The organism is Escherichia sp. MOD1-EC7011 (assembly GCF_002965005.1).
GTDB lineage: Bacteria > Pseudomonadota > Gammaproteobacteria > Enterobacterales > Enterobacteriaceae > Escherichia > Escherichia ruysiae.
On the sequence record NZ_PTRD01000047.1, the window covers coordinates 22,071 to 43,067 of the forward strand.

Genomic DNA, 20,997 nt, shown 5'->3' on the forward strand with positions numbered 1-20,997 from the left:
TGTAGAGTTGCCGTCAGAACAGCGTTAAACCAATGACGAAAATGACGCCGGAGAAGAGCAGGGCAGTGATGCAATAGCCCATGATGTCGCGGACACCGAGCCCGGCGATTGCCAGTGCTGGCAGCGCCCAGAACGGTTGTGCCATGTTCATCCATTGCTCGCCGTAGGCGATTGCCATTACCGATTTACCGAGATCAGCGCCCAGCGCCTGGGCTGCGGGTATCACGAAAGGTCCCTGAATAACCCAGTGACCGCCACCAGACGGAACGGCGAAGTTAATCAGTGCAGAACTAAAGAAGGTCATTACCGGGAAGGTGTCTTTGTTCGCAACATTGATAAAGAATTCGGTAATGAGTCCGCCCAGACCGGAGTGCTCCATCATCAGTTGGATCCCGGCGTAGAAGGGGAATTGCACCAGAATACCGGCGGTACTGCGTGCTGCCGCGCTGATAGCTCGCATATAAGCCATTGGCGTTTTATGTAGCAGCAGACCCGCAATCATAAACATCAGGTTGACGGTATTGATGGTGATGTTGAAGCCATGTTCGCTGAAGTACATTGCCAGGTAAGCGATACCGAGTGCGCCGATGATCAACGTCAGAATGCGGCTTTCTTCCAGTCGCTCGGACGGTGGAGCATCTTTCGGTAGCTGCTTCTGAAAATCAGCCTCTTCCATGAGTAGTTTCGGATCGATACTCACCACGTCAGACGGTTTTGGCATCATCATGCGGGTGATAAATGGCATCACCACAATCAATGCCACAGTGATGAAAATGTTAAAACCACTGAACAGAGTATCGCCCACCGGGATAAGCCCGGCGATATGCTCAACCGGGTTGCCCGGTGTTGCAGCCAACAGAGGCATTGAGCCAGAGAAGCCGCCACCCCAGGTGAGAAAACCAATGTAGGCGCAGGCAATGAGCAACGGATAATCAGAGCCAGGTACTCGCCGGGCGACTTCACGGGCGAACATTGCGCCGACAACCAGACCAAATCCCCAGTTGATGACACAAGCGACGGAACCGAAGAACGTGACCAGCATGACGCCCTGTACGGGCGTCTTTGCGGCGGAGGCGGCAGTCCGCAGCAAGCTTTTCACTGGAGCAGAGCTGGCAAGGGCATGACCGGTAACGATGATCAGCGCCATCTGCATACCGAACGCCAGCAAGTTCCAGAAACCGTCACCCCACATTTTCACCATGCTGATCGGCGTTTGTGGTGTTAACCAAAGCGCGATCACGAACGTTAGCAACGTCAGCAACATGGCAAAGATCAGAGGATCGGGAAGCCACCGGCTGACAAAACGCGTCATAAAACGCGAGATGCGACCAATCATAAATCACCCCGTTGCGTATTCAGATCGGCGGCTACTTCAAACTGAGCTTCGGTTTTGGCACGCACGGTGGCTAAATCACACCCGTCGGCAATTTCGGTGAGCCACATTTTGCCGTCAATGAAACGAAAGACAGCCAGTTCAGTGACCAGCATATGCACTGCGTGTTGCGCAGTAAGCGGCATGGTGCAGCGGCGCAAAATTTTCGGTGAACCATCTTTGGCGCAATGTTCCATGGCAATGATCACTTTGCGGGCCCCGGTCACCAGATCCATCGCGCCACCCATACCGGGCACCATTTTTCCAGGCACTACCCAGTTCGCGAGGTTGGCTTCTTCGTCTACCTGCAAACCACCGAGCACGCAGGCATCAATATGACCGCCACGGATCAGCGCAAATGACATGGCGCTGTCAAACATGGCTGCACCAGGCAAAACACCACATGGCTGTCCGCCAGCGTTCACCAGATCGGGATGCGCTGTCGTGACCGGGCCTAAACCGAGGAAGCCGTTTTCCGATTGCAGAGTGATATGAATGCCTTCTGGCAAATAGTTGGCGACCATCGTCGGCAGACCAATGCCCAGATTCACGATGTCACCATCACGAAGCTCTTGTGCCACACGGCGTGCAATACGTTGTTTCGCATCCATTATTTGCTCTCCTGTGAAACGATGATGTGGTCGATAACGGCACCAGGGGTGACAATATGGTCAGGTTGCAGCTCGCCGGTTTCGACCAGTTCATCTGGCTCTACCAGCGTGATATCAGCCGCAAGGGCAATCAGGGGGTTAAAGTTGCGGGCGCTAAGTTGATAGGTCAGGTTGCCAAGTGTGTCGCAACGATGAGCGCGAATTAGCGCCAGGTCGGCGCGCAGCGGGCGTTCGAGCAGCCAGGTTTTACCGTCGAGTGTCAGTGTCTGTTTGCCTTCCTCTACGACGGTGCCGACACCAGTTGGGGTGAGAAAACCACCAAGTCCAGCGCCACCACAGCGAATTTGCTCGATTAGCGTACCTTGTGGCACCAGAACGACGTCCATCTCACCAGATATCATGCGCCGACCTGTTTCCGGGTTGGTGCCGATATGTGACGCAATTACTTTGCGGACTCGACCATTGACGATGAGCGGACCGATGCCGGTATCAACAAACGCGGTATCATTGGCTATCAATGTCAGGTCGCGAACACCAGATTCCAGTAATGCTTCAACCAGGCGGGATGGAGTGCCAATCCCCATAAATCCGCCCACCATGATGGTCATGCCGTCACGAAAGAAGCCGGAGGCGTCTTGTAATGTCATCAATTTTGTTTTCATTATTTATCCCTCTTGCATACACCGTTGTGGGTACAGTCAGGGAATAGCAAGGGGAGTGCCAGAATGAGAATATTTGATGTTGTTTTTAACTGATTGAATATAAAAGAATAAATAAGGTGGGGATTAAGAAGGAGGATGATTGGCTATGCAGAAATTTGCGCACTGTGCAAATTTCTGCATAGCAAGTTTTGGTGTTATACATCCGCCGGATCGATACCGTATTCCTGGAGTTTATACATCAATGCACGGCGACTGATGCCCAGCATCAAAGCGGTGCGGGTTCGGTTTCCGTCCTGTTGTTCCAGCACTTCCATAATGATGCGTTTTTCGACGCGTTTAATTTCCTCTTTTAAATTACGCTCACCGACAGGGGCTGTTTTTGCCTCACCAGCATTACAGACTGGCTGACGAATCTGTGGCGGAAGATCCTCAGAAAAAATGATCGGACCTGAGTTCATTACGACGGCGCGTTCAATGACGTTGGAAAGCTCTCGAATATTTCCCGGCCATGACCAGGCGGTAAGCAGTGACATTGCCATCGGATCGATGTCGATAATATCGCGCTGATTCTCACTACTGAATTTTTGCAAAAAGTGATTAGCTAACAGGGAAATATCTTCCCGGCGATCGCGCAGAGGCGGCAGTATTAAATGAATAACGTTAAGGCGATAAAAGAGATCTTCACGGAAGGTGCCTTCTTTTACCATTGCCTGCAAGTCGCGGTTGGTGGCAGCAATGATGCGGATATCAACTTTTATGGTCTGATGGCCGCCAATCCGTTCAAATTCCCGTTCCTGCAGAATGCGTAGTAATTTGGCTTGCAGTACCAGCGGCATTTCGCCAATTTCGTCGAGGAGCAGAGTACCTTCGTTGGCACGTTCAAATAATCCCTGACGCAAGGTTTGTGCACCAGTAAATGCACCTTTTTCATGACCAAACAGTTCACTTTCGAGCAACGATTCCGGCAGCGCCGCGCAGTTGACTTTAATGAACGGCCCCTTTGCCCGCCGCGAATTGTAGTGAATCGCTCTGGCAATCAACTCTTTCCCGGTGCCGCTTTCACCGCTAATCAAGACGCTGGCCTGAGAAAGGGCTATTTTGGCGGTGTCTTTGCAGATGTCCATCATAGCCGGGCTGTTGGTGAGAATGTGCCCCCATTGCCAACTGGTGCTCAGTGCCTGGTGCAGATGGCGGATCTCTTTTTTCATTGACTGGAGTTGTAAAGCGCGCTGAACGATTAAATTCAACTCATCGAGATCAAACGGTTTGATAACATAGTCGAAAGCACCGCAGCGTAGTGCTTCGACGGCGGTTTCCACTTCAGCATAGGCCGTCATCAGAATAACGGGTGTCCGGGTCTCCTGGCTGCGCATCTCCTTTAGTGCCTTGATGCCGTCCATCTCAGGCATACGGATATCCATCAACACCACGTCGGGGTGAATATCGGCAAACAGGTGTAATGCGGTGCGTCCGTTGTTCGCACAATGTGTTTCGTATCCTTGTAGTGCAAAAGCGGTGCTCAGCATACGGCGAACATTATCTTCATCATCAACAATAAGGATGCGATTAATAGCGGTCATACAGTCTGATTTCCCTGCGGGTTGATCGGTAAAATAAGGGTGAAGGTTGCGCCGTAGCCCGGCAAACTGGTGACGCGAATATCCCCCTGATGGGCATTAATGATGCGTTGACTTAACGCCAGACCAAGCCCGGTTCCTGAGGCTTTGGTGGTGAAAAAGGGATCGAAGATCTTTTTTTGCAGCGAGAGATCAATGCCACAGCCGTTGTCTTCTATCGAAATAGCCAGTTGTGAGTCGCTGTACTGCCAGGTTCGAATGCGAATTTTCCCTCGTGCACTGATAGCCTGGACGGCATTGATCAGGATATTCAGGAGTACCTGTTTGAGCAGTTCGCGATCGGCACTAATCGGGCTTAATTCATTGTCCAGTTCGCTTATGAAGTCGACTCGCGCTTGTACGCCGGCGGTTTGCACCAGTACCAGAGTTTCTTCAACCAATGCATTGAGGCTGACTTGTTGCCATTGACTGTGGCGTGGGCGTGAAAAATCGAGCAATTGCTGAATGACTTTGTTAATTGAGTCGATTTCTTTGAGTACTACAGAAAGATATTCCTGATGTATTGGGTCAGTGGTTTGTTGGCGCAAGATCTGTACATAACCACGAATAGCCGTCAGCGGATTACGGACTTCATGCGCCACGCCAGCCATCAGCTCACCCAGTGTGGCGAGGCGTTCAGCTTGCGCCATGCGGCGTTGGGTTTCTTTGCGGGCAGTTAAATCAGAGAAAATCACCAAAGCACCTATCATTTCACCATGCGTGTTATGAATACGACTGGTAGTGACACTGATTTCAATGGTGCGGTCACGGCCTGGAAAACTGATTTCCAGCGCCACGTGTTCGGTGCCATGTTCCAGCGTATCCAGAACTGGACTGTAGAACTGAGTATTGTCGAACAACATGGAGTAAGGCTGCCCTACCAGTTCATGACGTTGATAGCCAGTGATGACTTCTGCTGCTGGGTTCATGGTGGTTACATCACCCTGGCGGTCGATGGCAATGACGCCATCGGCAGCGTTTTCAATAATCAGATCGTTAAGTGTCCGCGTTTCACGCAGTGCCTGGGCGAGGTTGTTAACACTCTGACTGATTTGCCCCATTTCACCGGGCAATTGTGGTAATCGAGTGGGAATATTTTGCGCCAGAGTCGAGAGGCCATCGGTGATGATATCTATATTGGCGCTCAGGCGACGGGAGAAAAGCACAATCAACAACAGGCTTATCAGCAAACCGGCGGTGAGTACAATGATAATCCTCACATCCATTTTCCAGGCCTGGCGGCGAATATCTTCGGTTAATTCATTGGCCCAGATATAACCGAGGACTTCACCATTACGTTCAATGGGGATCATTGAATTCAAAATATCGCCGCGCACCTGCCTGCCTGAATAAACCAAAGGGGTATTTGTACGCATAACTTCGCGACCAGGGTGATCCGCAGCAATAGTCACGCCCACATTATTCTGATATAGCGATGAAGGCGCATAGGTGATTATCGCATCCAGCGTCTTGTTATAATAACCAGCGCCTATGCCAGGAAAGGCGCGAGTAATATTTTCGGTAATGGGGGCAAGCTCTGCATTCAATGCGCGGATACGCTCTTCACGCGGTAAGTCGATGTAGAGATCGTAGCGATCGCCTAGCGCCTGATTAAGCAGGTTGACCACGGCAGAAAGTTTTTTCTCTTTTTCAGATAAGACTGCTGAACGTCCTTCCGTTTCTACGATATAACCAATAGTAAGCGTTGGGACAATGACCATCAGGATTGCCATCAGGATCATTTGATTGCGTAAGCGGCGTGGATAAATCCACTTCATATAATGCATGCTGAAATCCATCAATCTTGTCCGATATATGACGATTATCGGGGGTTAAGGTGATGATTTCTCGGCGGTGTATCATATTACCGAGAAGAGAGAACATTGCGGTGGCACGCTTTTACCGCTACCTTAACCACACTCCATCGGTCACCTGAGGCGGAGCTTCGCCCCTTTGAAATACCTTGCTTCTTTTCGCACAACCCTGAAAGTCTCGCGCTATATGTTCAGAGCATTGGCGTTATTGCTCTGGTTGCTGATTGCTTTTTCATCAGTGTTTTACATCGTCAATGCCCTGCATCAGCGAGAATCTGAGATTCGTCAGGAATTTAACCTGAGTTCCGATCAGGCTCAGCGGTTTATTCAGCGCACTTCTGACGTGATGAAAGAGCTGAAGTACATTGCTGAAAATCGCTTATCTGTAGAAAACGGCGTGCTTTCCCCGCGTGGGCGAGAAACGCAAGCGGATGTGCCGGTGTTCGAACCGTTGTTTGCTGATTCCGATTGTTCCGCGATGAGTAACACCTGGCGTGGCTCTCTGGAGTCACTGGCGTGGTTTATGCGCTACTGGCGCGATAATTTCTCTGCAGCTTACGATCTCAACCGCGTATTTTTGATCGGCAGCGATAACCTCTGCATGGCAAACTTTGGCCTGCGTGATATGCCGGTTGAACGCGACACCGCCCTGAAAGCTCTGCATGAGCGCATCAATAAGTATCGTAATGCTCCGCAGGATGACAGCGGCAGCAACCTTTATTGGATCAGCGAAGGCCCGCGTCCTGGCGTTGGATATTTTTACGCGCTGACGCCGGTGTATCTGGCGAACCGTTTGCAGGCCTTGCTGGGCGTTGAACAAACCATTCGGATGGAGAACTTCTTCTTACCAGGTACATTACCGATGGGGGTTACTATCCTTGATGAGAATGGTCATACCCTGATTTCGTTGACCGGACCAGAAAGCAAAATCGAGGCTGAACCGCGTTGGATGCAGGAACGTTCCTGGTTTGGTTATACACCAGGCTTCCATGAGCTGGTGCTGAAGAAAAATCTGCCGCCATCATCGTTAAGTATTGTTTACTCGGTGCCCGTAGATCAGGTGCTGGAACGCATTCGTATGCTGATACTTAACGCTATTTTGCTGAATGTGATTGCTGGTGCGGCGCTGTTCACCCTCGCGCGGATGTACGAGCGGCGTATTTTCATTCCGGCAGAAAGTGACGCCCAGCGTCTGGAAGAACACGAGCAGTTTAATCGCAAGATTGTCGCCTCCGCACCGGTGGGGATCTGTATTTTGCGCACCGCTGATGGCGTCAATATTTTGAGTAACGAACTGGCGCATACCTATCTCAACATGCTTACGCATGAGGATCGCCAGCGGCTGACGCAAATTATCTGCGGGCAGCAGGTCAATTTTGTCGATGTCCTGACCAGCAACAATACTAATCTGCAAATCAGCTTTGTTCATTCTCGCTATCGTAATGAAAACGTGGCGATTTGCGTACTGGTCGATGTTTCTTCGCGCGTGAAGATGGAAGAGTCGTTGCAAGAGATGGCGCAGGCAGCAGAACAGGCGAGTCAGTCGAAATCGATGTTCCTTGCTACCGTCAGCCACGAGTTGCGAACGCCGCTGTATGGCATTATCGGTAACCTGGATCTGTTGCAAACCAAAGAGTTGCCGAAAGGCGTTGACCGTCTGGTGACGGCAATGAATAACTCTTCCAGCCTGCTGTTGAAAATTATCAGCGACATTCTCGATTTCTCGAAGATTGAATCGGAACAGTTAAAGATAGAACCGCGTGAGTTTTCACCGCGTGAAGTGATGAACCATATCACCGCCAACTATTTGCCGCTGGTGGTGCGAAAGCAGCTTGGTTTGTACTGCTTTATTGAACCGGATGTGCCGGTAGCTTTAAACGGCGATCCGATGCGTTTACAGCAGGTTATCTCCAATCTGTTGAGTAACGCCATTAAATTTACCGATACCGGCTGCATTGTTCTGCATGTCCGTGCTGATGGTGATTATCTTTCTATTCGTGTTCGCGATACTGGCGTGGGTATTCCGGCGAAAGAAGTGGTGCGGCTTTTTGATCCCTTCTTCCAGGTAGGGACGGGCGTACAGCGTAACTTCCAGGGAACCGGTCTGGGGCTGGCGATTTGTGAAAAATTGATCAGCATGATGGACGGTGACATCTCGGTGGAGTCTGAACCAGGCATGGGAAGCCAGTTTACGGTGCGTATTCCGCTGTATGGTGCGCAATATCCACATAAAAAAGGTGTCGAAGGATTAACGGGTAAACGCTGCTGGTTGGCGGTACGTAATGCGTCACTATGCCAGTTTATCGAAACCAGTTTGCAGCGCAGTGGTGTAATCGTTACAACATACGAAGGTCAGGAACCCTCACCAGAAGATGTGTTGATTACGGATGAGGCGCTGAGCGAAAAATGGCAGGGTAGAGCGGTGGTGACGTTCTGCCGTCGGCATATTGGTATTCCGCTGGAGAAAGCGCCCGGTGAGTGGGTGCATAGCGTCGCCTCGTCGCATGAACTGCCTGTGCTACTGGCGCGTATCTATCGGATAGAAATTGAAAATGATGATCCTGCCAACGTTCTGCCATTGATGGACAAAGATTCCACCAGCAATGACGACATGATGATTCTGGTGGTTGACGATCATCCGATTAACCGTCGCTTACTAGCCGATCAGCTCGGATCGTTGGGTTATCAGTGTAAAACGGCAAATGATGGCGTCGATGCGCTTAATGTACTAAGCAAGAATCATATCGATATCGTGCTTAGCGACGTCAACATGCCGAATATGGACGGTTACCGGTTAACGCAACGTATTCGTCAGTTAGGGCTAACGTTGCCGGTAATCGGGGTGACTGCCAATGCGTTGGCTGAAGAGAAGCAGCGGTGTCTGGAGTCCGGTATGGATAGCTGTCTGTCGAAGCCCGTGACGCTGGATGTCATAAAACAGACGCTGACGATGTATGCCGAGAGGGTCAGGAAAGCGAGGAAATCGTAGGAGCGGTCGGAGTAAAAGCCTGATGCGACGCTGGCGCGTCTTATCAGGCCTACGTTTGTGCAATGTATTGAAATATTGGGATTTGTAGGCCGGATAAGGCGTTTACGCCGCAGCCGGCGGTCGGTGCTTATCTGGCCTGTCGGGAGATTACTCTTTATCTGCCGGGCTTAAGGTCACAGAAGAGAGATAGTTCAGCAGGGCGATATCGTTCTCGACACCCAACTTCATCATCGCGGATTTCTTCTGGCTGCTGATGGTTTTGATGCTACGGTTGAGCTTTTTAGCAATCTCGGTAACCAGAAAACCTTCTGCAAACAGGCGCAGTACTTCACTCTCTTTAGGTGAGAGACGCTTGTCGCCGTAACCACTGGCGCTGATTTTCTCCAGCAGACGAGATACGCTTTCCGGAGTAAATTTCTTGCCTTTTTGCAGCGCGGCGAGTGCTTTTGGCAGATCAGTAGGCGCGCCTTGCTTCAGGACGATTCCTTCGATATCCAGATCCAGTACCGCGCTAAGAATTGCCGGGTTGTTGTTCATGGTCAGAACAATGATCGACAGGCTAGGGAAATGACGCTTGATGTATTTGATCAAGGTGATCCCGTCACCGTATTTATCTCCAGGCATGGAGAGATCGGTAATCAACACGTGCGCATCCAGTTTTGGCAGGTTGTTGATCAGTGCTGTGGAATCTTCAAATTCGCCGACAACATTCACCCACTCAATTTGCTCAAGTGATTTGCGAATACCGAACAGTACTATCGGATGGTCATCGGCAATAATTACGTTCATATTGTTCATGTAATAGGCTACCTTGCTACAGCAAGCTCTTGACATAGCTGTCAATGTCGCTGATGTATTTTTCTGTTCCTGGGACATCCTTCTCGCGAATAAGATGTTCCAGCGTTTCACATAACTGCTTGCCGGGTACCAGATTTAGCATGGCAAACACGCCTTTAAGACGATGAGCCGTTTGGGCTAATGCAGCAAAGTCACTGGTTGCTGCTTCAGTATACAGCCTCTTAACATCATCCGGTACTGTGTCTACAAAGAGCGCATAATAGCCGCTGGCATGGAGTTGTGCATTTTCATCTCCACCCATAGGCGATTCTGTCACCTCTTCCTGCGCCAGTTGCACTTCAATTAATTGTAAGACCGCTTCCTGCATAGCATTGCTCATATTGAAGTTGACGCACAATTGACCAGGCCCAATTTCCCGTACGCCAGACTCATCATCGCTTAAAAGCAAGCCAGAGGCAGTAAGATTAGACGGATTATCCGTTAAAAAGATATCATAATCCTGACTAATTAATCTTTCATCGGGTGTGATACAGGTTGCACCCCAATTTTCTAACTGGCGAGTGACAATATTCCGAATTTCTGTGGAAGTTATATCCACCATCACGGTGACATCATCCAGTAAACGTTCTTCTTCCTCTTCAACGTCCGGGGTAGCAGGGAGCATTTTTATATGCACGGAGTATCGTGTGCCAAGCCCGTCCCGCGTTTTAATATTTAAATGACCGCCCAGTTTTCGCGCTAGTTGATCACTTAACCAGAATGCCAGCGGGTTCGCCTTGCCATAGCGATCGCTTTGGGTCTGGTTGATGAACGGGAAGTGCAAATTATCCATTTCATGAATGCTTACACCATCTCCGGTGTCAAGAATGCGGAAAGTCAGACGTTCGTCAGAGGATTCATCCTGATCAACCTCAAGGGTAATTTTCCCCAGTTGCGTTGAGGTGACGGCATATTGCATCAACAGCAGCAAAATACGGCGTAAAGCATCGCGATCGCCACGGCGCATATCGTGTGCTTTCAGATGATTGTTAATCAGCAGTTGCAGGCCTTTGCGTTTCATTGCTGGTAGCACTGCGGGCACTACTTCATCGATTAAATCCTGTACGGAGAAAAGCTCGGTCTCGCTCTTCCAGCTATCGTCCGCAAGAATATTCGCTAGCTGAATTTCATCGACCAGGCGCACCAGCACATCAGCCTGATTTGCCAGTTGTTTGCTTTCCGGGGAGTTGAGTTTAGCCGCACTCTCCGCCAGTGACCGTGCGGGTTCTTTCAGCGCATCGCCAATGTTTTGCATAAAGGCCATCCGGCCCTGCTGGTTTTTCTCATACAGGCGCTGCGCCTGCTTGAGTTTCTTGTTCACCAGCACCTCGCGATCCTGATCGCGAATGATGAAGATTTGCGTACGCGGCGCTATCTGGCTGCGGAACATGCGAATTTCATACAGCTCGTTATTGACGGTCGCCTGAATAATCCCCTGATGCTGTTCTGCCATGGTGGTGATGTTTTGCAGATTCAAATGCGGCAGCAGATGGTCGGCAATCTTATTGCTGATAACTGTGCGATTCGATTCCTGATCGTGAACCAGCAGACCGAGTGGCAGCAGTGACACAATCTCTTCATTTATTGCTCGCAAAATACGCAGTTCGTTATTCACTGCGGTGCTGGGAACGCTTTCTGTGCTGCGCCCGGAGAAATGGCGAAAGGTGGTGTAACCAAAAAGCGCCAGTGCCAGCAAACCGATATTCAGCAGCAGTGGCAGCAGAATATTTTGCAATGTATCCAGCAGCAAAGTGCCGTAAGGAACCTGCCAGACCAGCCGCATATCGGTGGAGTTGAGCGCCGAAGAGATTTCAATCTTCGAACTATTAAAGTTAATGCTGACGCTATCCGTTGCTTCTTTCTCATTATTATTGTTACCCGCAGTACCTGCTTCTGGTTCAAGACGGAAGCTATCCAGCGGCATCCCTGGCGGGATTAAATCATTAATAGGCAGATCAAATGCAACCACTGTTGCCAGATGTCCCGGCTGGTTAAAGGTTGTACGCAAGGTAAAATAATGACCGTTCTGCCAGGCAAGACGGCGCAGGTTAGAAAAACTTTCACGTTCATCCAGGGCATTAGCCTGCTGCAGCATCTCCGCGCGACGAGAATCAACAATGTCACTGACAGTCGATTCTTTAAATCCGGAGGTGAGATCTTTTAACGGCAGGGTCGAGATAAGAATCAGGCTGTTATCCTGACCGTTCAGATAATACATCGACCACGGTACATTTTCTGCGCCCCATAATGTGTCCAGATAAGTAGACATTCGTTGGGTCATCTCAAGCGTTGAGTTGTCGTGAGAACCAAAGATCAGGGCTTCTGTTTTGCGACGCGGTTTTTCCAGATAGTAGACATCCTGTTTCAGACGCGTCTCTTGCAAACTTTCACTGGTGGAAGGTGAAGTCGTTGCAGCGATGTTGTCGTAGATCTGCCAGGTCACGTAACGCCAGGTATCGACGCGCTTTTGTATAGCATGAGTAATGTCGACAATCTGGTAGCTTTTATCTTTCAGCCAGGCGTTGACTGCGCTTTGTACCATTACACCCATCATCACCAGCAACACAATGATCAACAGTAAAAAGAAGCGGGTAATGCTCCCCGGTAGGAGTGAAAAGCGGGTCGTGGCCGTTGTCTCTTTCTGACGCATTCGTGTTTATGACCTGTTAAAACTTCGCGAAGTGATAGGGCAGTATAAAGGGTACAGTGCGAAATTCCAGACTATTACCCGATAGATGATTCTCTCTTCCTCAACGATATGTCTCGTTCTGCCAGATGAGAAATAGATGTACACACCGCATTCTGCTGTACAAATAATCTGCAAAAAAGAAGAGCGAAATTAATTACGGATAAAGAAAAGATGGCGGGAATTATATCTTGTTAATTTTTTGTGAATTATTAACAATCGTTATAATTTTCCAGCGGTAGTACAAAAAAATAAAAGTTGTGTAAAGAAGGGTAAAAAAAACCGGATGCGAGGCATCCGGTTGAAATAGGGGTAAACAGACATTCAGAAATGAATGACGGTAATAAATAAAGTTAATGATGATAGCGAGACATATTTTAGTTGCGAGTGAAGATTTTGTTTTGGCATTCAGTGCTATCAAGTACTTAAGAATAAGTTATTGATTTTAACCTTGAATTATTATTGCTTGATGTTAGGTGCTTATTTCGCCAATCATCAAGAATCTTAAAAAGTTCCATCATATTTACATTTTGAAACATCTATAGCGACAAATGAAACATCTTAAAAGTTTTAGTATCATATTCGTGTTGGATTATTCTGCATTTTTGGGGAGAATGGACTTGCCGACTGATTAATGAGGGTTAATCAGTATGCAGTGGCATAAAAAAGCAAATAAAGGCATATAACAGAGGGTTAATAACATGAAAGTTAAAGTACTGTCCCTCCTGGTCCCAGCTCTGCTGGTAGCAGGCGCAGCAAACGCTGCTGAAGTTTACAACAAAGACGGCAACAAATTAGATCTGTACGGTAAAGTAGACGGCCTGCACTATTTCTCTGACAACAAGTCAGAAGACGGCGACCAGACCTATGTACGTCTTGGTTTCAAAGGCGAAACTCAGGTTACTGACCAGCTGACCGGTTACGGCCAGTGGGAATATCAGATCCAGGGCAATACCTCTGAAGACAACAAAGAAAACTCCTGGACCCGTGTAGCATTCGCTGGTCTGAAATTCCAGGACGTTGGTTCTTTCGACTACGGTCGTAACTACGGCGTTGTTTACGACGTAACTTCCTGGACCGACGTACTGCCAGAATTCGGTGGCGACACTTACGGTTCTGACAACTTCATGCAGCAGCGTGGTAACGGCTTCGCGACCTACCGTAACACCGACTTCTTCGGTCTGGTTGACGGTCTGAACTTTGCTGTTCAGTACCAGGGTAAAAACGGCAGCGTAAGCGGCGAAGGCATGACCAACAACGGTCGTGGTGCTCTGCGTCAGAACGGCGACGGCGTTGGCGGTTCTATCACTTATGATTACGAAGGCTTCGGTATCGGTGCTGCAGTTTCCAGCTCCAAACGTACTGATGATCAGAACAGCCCGCTGTACATCGGTAACGGCGACCGTGCTGAAACCTACACCGGTGGTCTGAAATACGACGCTAACAACATCTACCTGGCTGCTCAGTACACCCAGACCTACAACGCAACTCGCGTAGGTTCCCTGGGTTGGGCGAACAAAGCACAGAACTTCGAAGCTGTTGCTCAGTACCAGTTCGACTTCGGTCTGCGTCCGTCTGTAGCATACCTGCAGTCTAAAGGTAAAAACCTGGGTGTCGTTGCTGGTCGTAACTACGACGACGAAGATATCCTGAAATATGTTGATGTTGGTGCTACCTACTACTTCAACAAAAACATGTCCACCTACGTTGACTACAAAATCAACCTGCTGGACGACAACCAGTTCACCCGCGCTGCTGGCATCAACACTGATGACATCGTAGCTCTGGGTCTGGTTTACCAGTTCTAATCTCGATTTATATCGAACAAAGGGCCTGCGGGCCCTTTTTTCATTGTTTTCAGCGTACAAACGCAGTTTTTTGGTGTACTCTTGCGACCGTTCGCATGAGGATAATCACGTATGGAAATAAGCTTTACCCGCGTGGCATTGCTGGCTGCCGCGCTCTTCTTTGTTGGTTGCGATCAAAAAACACAACCCGCCAAATCCCACGCTACTGAAGTTACCGTTCTTGAAGGCAAAACGATGGGAACCTTCTGGCGTGCCAGCATCCCTGGCATTGACGCCAAACGCAGTGCTGAACTTAAAGAGAAGATTCAGACCCAGCTGAACGCCGACGATCAGCTGCTTTCGACCTATAAAAAAGACTCCGCGCTGATGCGCTTTAACGATTCGAAAAGTTTGTCACCGTGGCCGGTAAGTGAAGCGATGGCCGATATCATCACCACCTCGCTGCGCATTGGCGCCAAAACCGATGGCGCGATGGATATTACTGTCGGGCCGCTGGTGAATCTGTGGGGCTTTGGCCCGGAACAACAGCCGGTACAAATCCCGAACCAGGAACAGATCGACGCGATGAAAGCCAAAACGGGTTTACAGCACCTGACGGTCATTAATCAGTCGCATCAGCAATATCTGCAAAAAGATCTGCCGGATTTATATGTCGATCTCTCCACCGTCGGCGAAGGTTATGCGGCAGATCATCTGGCACGCTTAATGGAGCAGGAAGGTATTTCCCGCTATCTGGTGTCGGTGGGGGGCGCGCTGAACAGCCGTGGCATGAACGGCGAAGGGCAGCCGTGGCGGGTGGCGATCCAAAAACCGACCGATAAAGAGAACGCGGTTCAGGCCGTGGTGGATATCAACGGTCACGGGATTAGCACCTCCGGCAGCTATCGCAACTATTACGAACTGGACGGCAAACGCCTTTCCCATGTTATCGATCCGCAAACCGGGCGTCCCATTGAACACAATCTGGTCTCCGTGACGGTGATTGCCCCGACGGCGCTGGAAGCCGATGCCTGGGATACAGGTTTGATGGTGCTCGGGCCGGAGAAAGCCAAAGAAGTCGTTCGTCGGGAAGGGCTGGCGGTCTATATGATCACCAAAGTGGGCGATAGCTTTAAAACCTGGATGTCGCCGCAGTTTAAAAGCTTCCTTATTAGCGAAAAAAATTAAAGCGCAAGATTGTTGGTTTTTGCGCGATGGTGACCGGGCAGACTAAAGGCTATCCTTAACCAGGGAGCTGATGATGAAAAACGCCACACGCTTAACTGATGATCAACGCTGGCAATCTGTCTTAGCCCGCGACCCGAACGCCGACGGCGAATTTGTCTTCGCCGTGCGCACCACGGGCATCTTTTGCCGTCCGTCTTGCCGCGCCAGACATGCCTTGCGGGAAAACGTTTCTTTCTATACGGATGCCAGCGAGGCGCTTGCCGCTGGCTTTCGCCCCTGCAAACGTTGTCAGCCAGACAAAGCCAATCCCCAGCAACATCGCCTTGATAAAATTACCCACGCCTGCCGACTGCTGGAACAGGAAACGCCTGTAACGCTGGAAGCCTTAGCCGACCAGGTGGCGATGAGTCCGTTCCATTTGCATCGATTGTTTAAAGCGACGACCGGAATGACGCCTAAAGCCTGGCAACAGGCCTGGCGCGCTCGTCGTTTACGGGAATCTCTGGCAAAAGGGGAAAGCGTGACTCAGGCGATTCTCAATGCCGGATTCCCCGACGGCAGCAGTTACTACCGTAAAGCCGATGAAACGCTGGGCATGACGGCTAAACAGTTTCGTCACGGTGGCGAAAGCCTGGCTGTGCGTTATGCGCTGGCTGATTGTGAGCTGGGTCGTTGCCTGGTGGCAGAAAGCGAGCGGGGGATTTGCGCGATATTACTGGGTGATGATGACGCGACGTTAATCAGTGAACTGCGGCAGATGTTTCCCGCTGCCAGCGACGAACCGGCGGGTGAGGAATTTCAGCAACGCCTACGCGAAGTGATCGCCAGCCTCAATCAGCGCGATACGCTGCTGACGTTGCCGCTGGATATTCGCGGCACCGCTTTTCAACAGCAAGTCTGGCAGGCGCTGCGTACCATTCCTTGCGGTGAAACTGTGAGTTATCAGCAACTGGCAAACACCATCGGCAAACCGAAAGCGGTACGTGCCGTGGCAAGTGCCTGCGCCGCCAATAAGTTAGCGATCGTTATACCTTGTCATCGGGTGGTACGTGGTGATGGCACACTTTCCGGTTACCGCTGGGGTGTTTCGCGTAAAGCACAGTTGCTACGCCGTGAAGCTGAAAACGAGGAAAAATAATGTTGGATCTGTTTGCTAACGCTGAACCGTGGCAAGAACCCCTGGCACCTGGTGCGGTGATCCTGCGCCGTTTTGCCTTTAATACTGCGGAGCAACTGATGCAGGGAATCAGCAATGTCGCCCGCCAGTCACCGTTTCGCCAGATGGTCACACCCGGCGGATATACCATGTCGGTGGCGATGACCAACTGCGGGCGTCTGGGCTGGACCACCAATCGGCAGGGTTATCTCTATTCGCCCATTGATCCGCAAACAAATAAACCGTGGCCCGCCATGCCGCAGAGTTTTCATAATTTATGTCAACGTGCGGCTACGGCGGCGGGCTATCCAGATTTCCAGCCAGATGCTTGTCTTATCAACCGCTATGCCCCTGGCGCGAAACTGTCGTTACATCAGGATAAAGACGAACCGGATCTGCGCGCACCGATTGTTTCTGTTTCTCTGGGCTTACCCGCGATTTTTCAATTTGGTGGCCTCAAACGTAATGATCCGCTAAAACGACTGTTGCTGGAGCATGGCGACGTGGTGGTTTGGGGCGGTGAATCGCGGCTGTTTTATCACGGCATTCAACCACTCAAAGCGGGCTTTCATCCACTCACCGCCGACTGCCGCTACAATCTGACATTCCGTCAGGCAGGTAAAAAAGAATAAAAATAAGAATTATTATTGCTGTGAGCGCGGAGATGTTTAAACTGCGGGCTGTAATTCATTGTCCGGGTTTTCTGCATGGAACTTCTTGTACTTGTCTGGCGGCAGTATCGCTGGCCATTTATCAGTGTGATGGCGCTAAGCCTCGCCAGTGCGGCATTAGGCATTGGCTTAATTGCTTTTATCAATCAGCGCCTTATCGAAACGGCGGATAACAGTCTACTGGTGCTGCCGGAGTTTCTGGGTTTATTGCTGTTGCTAATGGCAGTGACGCTGGGATCGCAACTGGCACTTACTACGCTGGGGCACCACTTCGTTTACCGACTGCGTAGCGAATTTATCAAGCGGATTATGGATACCCACGTTGAGCGTATCGAACAACTCGGTAGCGCCTCATTGCTGGCGGGGTTAACCAGCGATGTGCGCAATATCACCATTGCTTTTGTTCGTTTGCCGGAACTGGTGCAGGGGATCATTCTCACTATCGGTTCAGCGGCGTATTTGTGGATGCTGTCGGGCAAAATGTTGCTGGTAACGGCAATCTGGATGGCGGTCACCATCTGGGGCGGTTTTGTGCTGGTGGCGCGGGTATACAAACATATGGCGACCCTGCGTGAAACCGAAGACAAGCTGTACACGGATTTTCAAACCGTTCTGGAAGGGCGCAAAGAGCTGACCCTGAACCGTGAACGCGCTGAGTATGTGTTTAACAACCTCTACATTCCTGATGCGCAAGAGTATCGCCATCATATTATCCGCGCAGACACCTTCCATCTTAGTGCTGTGAACTGGTCAAACATCATGATGCTGGGTGCTATCGGCCTGGTGTTCTGGATGGCGAACAGTCTCGGTTGGGCTGATACCAACGTTGCCGCGACCTATTCGCTGACGTTGTTATTCCTGCGCACGCCGCTGCTTTCTGCGGTTGGCGCATTACCGACGCTGCTGACGGCTCAGGTGGCGTTTAACAAGCTGAACAAATTCGCGCTCGCGCCTTTCAAAGCGGAGTTTCCACGCCCGCAGGCGTTTCCTGACTGGCAAACGCTGGAGCTACGTAACGTGACGTTTAGTTATCAGGACAACGCGTTTTCCGTTGGCCCACTCAACCTCACCATTAAACGTGGCGAACTGTTGTTTCTGATTGGTGGCAACGGTAGCGGAAAATCGACGCTGGCGATGTTGCTGACGGGGTTGTATCAGCCGCAAAGCGGTGAAATTTTGCTGGATGGTAAACCCATCAGCGGCGAAAAACCGGAAGATTATCGCAAACTGTTTTCGGCCGTGTTTACCGATGTCTGGCTGTTTGATCAACTGCTGGGGCCGGAGGGTAAACCTGCTAATCCGCAACTGGTTGAGAAGTGGCTGGCGCAGTTGAAAATGGCTCATAAGCTGGAGTTAAGTAACGGGCGTATTGTTAACCTGAAGTTATCAAAAGGGCAGAAAAAACGCGTGGCGCTGTTGCTGGCGCTGGCAGAAGAACGCGATATTATCCTGCTGGATGAATGGGCGGCGGATCAAGACCCACACTTCCGCCGTGAGTTTTATCAGGTGCTGCTACCGCTGATGCAGGAGATGGGAAAAACTATTTTCGCCATCAGCCATGATGACCATTACTTTATCCACGCCGACCGCCTGCTGGAGATGCGCAATGGGCAACTTAGCGAACTGACGGGCGAAGAGCGCGATGCTGCTTCGCGTGATGCTGTTGCCCGGACGGCATAATATTTTGACGCTGACCTGGCGGCTCGCTGCCGCCAGGTCAATATTCTAAAAATCCCTTCATTTCTAATAACCCTATAATTAATCAACGAAATTATAATGTTTCTAAAATTAGAATATAATTTATAAACATTATTTAAATGTTGTTACTTAAGTGTTACCGTTGATGCCGCGCAAATCTCACCTGCAATAAAGCGACTAAAAGTAAGGCATTAACAAGATGAAAAAAGTGACTGCCATGCTCTTCTCGATGGCCGTGGGGCTTAATGCCGTTTCGATGGCGGCAAAAGCGAAAGCGTCCGAGGAGCAGGAAACTGATGTACTGTTGATTGGCGGCGGCATTATGAGCGCCACATTGGGGACTTATTTACGCGAGCTGGAGCCAGAGTGGTCGATGACCATGGTAGAGCGCCTGGAGGGTGTCGCGCAGGAGAGTTCGAACGGCTGGAACAACGCCGGAACGGGGCATTCTGCGCTGATGGAACTCAATTACACCCCGCAAAACGCCGATGGCAGCATCAGTATTGAAAAAGCAGTCGCCATTAATGAAGCATTCCAGATTTCCCGCCAGTTCTGGGCGCACCAGGTCGAGCGCGGCGTGCTGCGTACTCCGCGTTCATTTATCAATACCGTTCCGCACATGAGCTTTGTCTGGGGCGAAGATAACGTCAATTTCCTGCGTGCCCGCTATGCGGCATTGCAACAAAGTTCGCTGTTTCGCGGTATGCGTTACTCTGAAGATCACGCGCAAATCAAAGAGTGGGCTCCGTTAGTGATGGAAGGGCGCGATCCGCAGCAGAAAGTGGCGGCTACACGCACAGAAATCGGCACTGATGTGAACTACGGCGAGATCACCCGCCAGTTAATTGCTTCCTTGCAGAAGAAATCTAACTTCTCGCTGCAACTCAGCAGTGAAGTCCGCGCCCTCAAACGTAATGACGATAACACCTGGACCGTCACCGTTGCCGATCTGAAAAATGGCACTGCACAGAACATCCGCGCGAAATTTGTCTTTATCGGCGCGGGCGGTGCGGCGCTGAAGCTGTTACAGGAATCGGGTATTCCGGAAGCGAAAGACTACGCTGGTTTCCCGGTTGGTGGGCAGTTCCTTGTTTCGGAAAACCCGGACGTGGTTAACCATCATCTGGCGAAGGTCTATGGGAAAGCCTCCGTTGGCGCACCGCCAATGTCGGTTCCGCATATCGATACCCGTGTGCTGGACGGTAAACGCGTAGTGCTGTTTGGGCCATTTGCCACCTTCTCAACCAAATTCCTCAAAAACGGTTCACTGTGGGATCTGATGAGTTCCACCACCACCTCTAACGTGATGCCGATGATGCACGTCGGGCTGGATAATTTCGATCTGGTGAAATATCTGGTAAGTCAGGTGATGTTGAGTGAAGAGGATCGTTTTGAAGCGTTGAAAGAGTACTATCCGCAGGCGAAAAAAGAGGACTGGCGTTTGTGGCAAGCAGGACAGCGTGTGCAGATTATCAAACGCGATGCCGAGAAAGGCGGCGTGCTGCGTCTGGGTACAGAAGTGGTCAGCGACCAGCAAGGAACCATTGCCGCGCTGCTGGGGGCATCTCCGGGGGCGTCAACTGCCGCGCCGATTATGTTGAATCTGCTGGAAAAAGTATTTGGTGATCGTGTTTCCAGCCCGCAATGGCAGGCCACGTTGAAAGCGATCGTTCCGTCTTATGGCCGTAAGCTGAACGGCGATGTGGCGGCAACAGAACGCGAGTTGCAGTACACCAGCGAAGTGCTGGGGCTGAAATACGATAAGCCGCAGGCGGCAGACAGTACGCCGAAACCGCAGTTGAAACCGCAACCCGTTCAAAAAGAAGTGGCGGATATTGCGTTGTAATGATGTGCCACATCCGGCATGGTATGCCGGATGTGGCGTAACCGTCTTATTCGGCCTACGGGGT

General features: G+C 50.5%; 14 protein-coding genes. 7 read left to right on the top strand and 7 right to left on the bottom strand.

Annotated elements, in window-relative coordinates; genetic code table 11:
- Positions 1 to 13: 13 nt before the first annotated feature.
- The 5 genes from A7098_RS20645 to atoS form a co-directional block, all read right to left on the bottom strand.
- Entirely contained in the window at positions 14 to 1,336 is a 1,323-nt protein-coding gene (locus A7098_RS20645) for a TIGR00366 family protein (protein WP_000580275.1), read from the bottom strand.
- Positions 1,333 to 1,983 carry an acetate CoA-transferase subunit beta gene (gene atoA, locus A7098_RS20650; protein WP_000339060.1) on the bottom strand — a complete coding sequence of 217 codons (651 nt, stop codon included), beginning with the start codon at positions 1,981 to 1,983 and terminating at the stop codon, positions 1,333 to 1,335. Before atoA ends, A7098_RS20645 begins: the two co-directional genes overlap by 4 nt.
- Positions 1,983 to 2,645: an acetate CoA-transferase subunit alpha gene (atoD, locus tag A7098_RS20655; protein ID WP_000850523.1), complete on the bottom strand. Its 663-nt coding sequence runs from the start codon at positions 2,643 to 2,645 to the stop codon at positions 1,983 to 1,985. The genes atoA and atoD overlap by 1 nt, the downstream gene beginning before the upstream one ends.
- 194 nt (positions 2,646 to 2,839) lie before the next feature.
- Positions 2,840 to 4,225, bottom strand: coding sequence for an acetoacetate metabolism transcriptional regulator AtoC (gene atoC / locus A7098_RS20660; protein ID WP_000125304.1), 1,386 nt, complete (start codon positions 4,223 to 4,225; stop codon positions 2,840 to 2,842).
- Positions 4,222 to 6,048, bottom strand: a complete 1,827-nt coding sequence (atoS, locus tag A7098_RS20665; protein ID WP_105281374.1) for a two-component system sensor histidine kinase AtoS — start codon at positions 6,046 to 6,048, stop codon at positions 4,222 to 4,224. The genes atoC and atoS overlap by 4 nt, the downstream gene beginning before the upstream one ends.
- 166 nt (positions 6,049 to 6,214) lie before the next feature.
- Between atoS and rcsC the strand changes: the two genes are divergently transcribed.
- The gene (gene rcsC / locus A7098_RS20670) at positions 6,215 to 9,064 is read left to right on the top strand and encodes a two-component system sensor histidine kinase RcsC (RefSeq protein ID WP_032225735.1); all 2,850 of its coding nucleotides are present in this window, start codon (positions 6,215 to 6,217) and stop codon (positions 9,062 to 9,064) included.
- Between the two features lie 147 nt (positions 9,065 to 9,211).
- On the opposite strand, the gene rcsB is transcribed toward rcsC, so the two are convergent.
- Both rcsB and rcsD read right to left on the bottom strand, forming a co-directional pair.
- Positions 9,212 to 9,862: a response regulator transcription factor RcsB gene (gene rcsB, locus A7098_RS20675; protein ID WP_001516743.1), complete on the bottom strand. Its 651-nt coding sequence runs from the start codon at positions 9,860 to 9,862 to the stop codon at positions 9,212 to 9,214.
- Between the two features lie 16 nt (positions 9,863 to 9,878).
- Positions 9,879 to 12,551 (bottom strand): phosphotransferase RcsD, encoded by a 2,673-nt coding sequence (rcsD, locus tag A7098_RS20680; protein ID WP_105281375.1) that lies wholly within the window; start codon positions 12,549 to 12,551, stop codon positions 9,879 to 9,881.
- A 737-nt stretch (positions 12,552 to 13,288) separates the two neighbouring features.
- Between rcsD and ompC the strand changes: the two genes are divergently transcribed.
- The 6 genes from ompC (at position 13,289) to mqo (ending at position 20,933) form a co-directional block, all read left to right on the top strand.
- The gene (ompC, locus tag A7098_RS20685; RefSeq protein WP_105281376.1) at positions 13,289 to 14,395 is read left to right on the top strand and encodes a porin OmpC; all 1,107 of its coding nucleotides are present in this window, start codon (positions 13,289 to 13,291) and stop codon (positions 14,393 to 14,395) included.
- Between the two features lie 111 nt (positions 14,396 to 14,506).
- On the top strand, positions 14,507 to 15,562 hold the full coding sequence (gene apbE, locus A7098_RS20690) for an FAD:protein FMN transferase ApbE (protein ID WP_105281377.1): 1,056 nt from the start codon (positions 14,507 to 14,509) through the stop codon (positions 15,560 to 15,562).
- A gap of 73 nt (positions 15,563 to 15,635) precedes the next feature.
- A complete protein-coding gene (ada, locus tag A7098_RS20695; protein WP_105281378.1) occupies positions 15,636 to 16,700 on the top strand; it encodes a bifunctional DNA-binding transcriptional regulator/O6-methylguanine-DNA methyltransferase Ada in 1,065 nt (354 codons plus the stop codon).
- Positions 16,700 to 17,350 (top strand): DNA oxidative demethylase AlkB, encoded by a 651-nt coding sequence (gene alkB / locus A7098_RS20700; protein WP_105281379.1) that lies wholly within the window; start codon positions 16,700 to 16,702, stop codon positions 17,348 to 17,350. The genes ada and alkB overlap by 1 nt, the downstream gene beginning before the upstream one ends.
- Positions 17,351 to 17,425: 75 nt before the next feature.
- Positions 17,426 to 19,069: a microcin J25 efflux ABC transporter YojI gene (gene yojI / locus A7098_RS20705; protein ID WP_105281380.1), complete on the top strand. Its 1,644-nt coding sequence runs from the start codon at positions 17,426 to 17,428 to the stop codon at positions 19,067 to 19,069.
- Positions 19,070 to 19,286: 217 nt separating this feature from the next.
- Complete coding sequence (gene mqo, locus A7098_RS20710; RefSeq protein ID WP_000758076.1) at positions 19,287 to 20,933, top strand: malate dehydrogenase (quinone); 1,647 nt, start codon at positions 19,287 to 19,289, stop codon at positions 20,931 to 20,933.
- Positions 20,934 to 20,997: the final 64 nt, after the last annotated feature.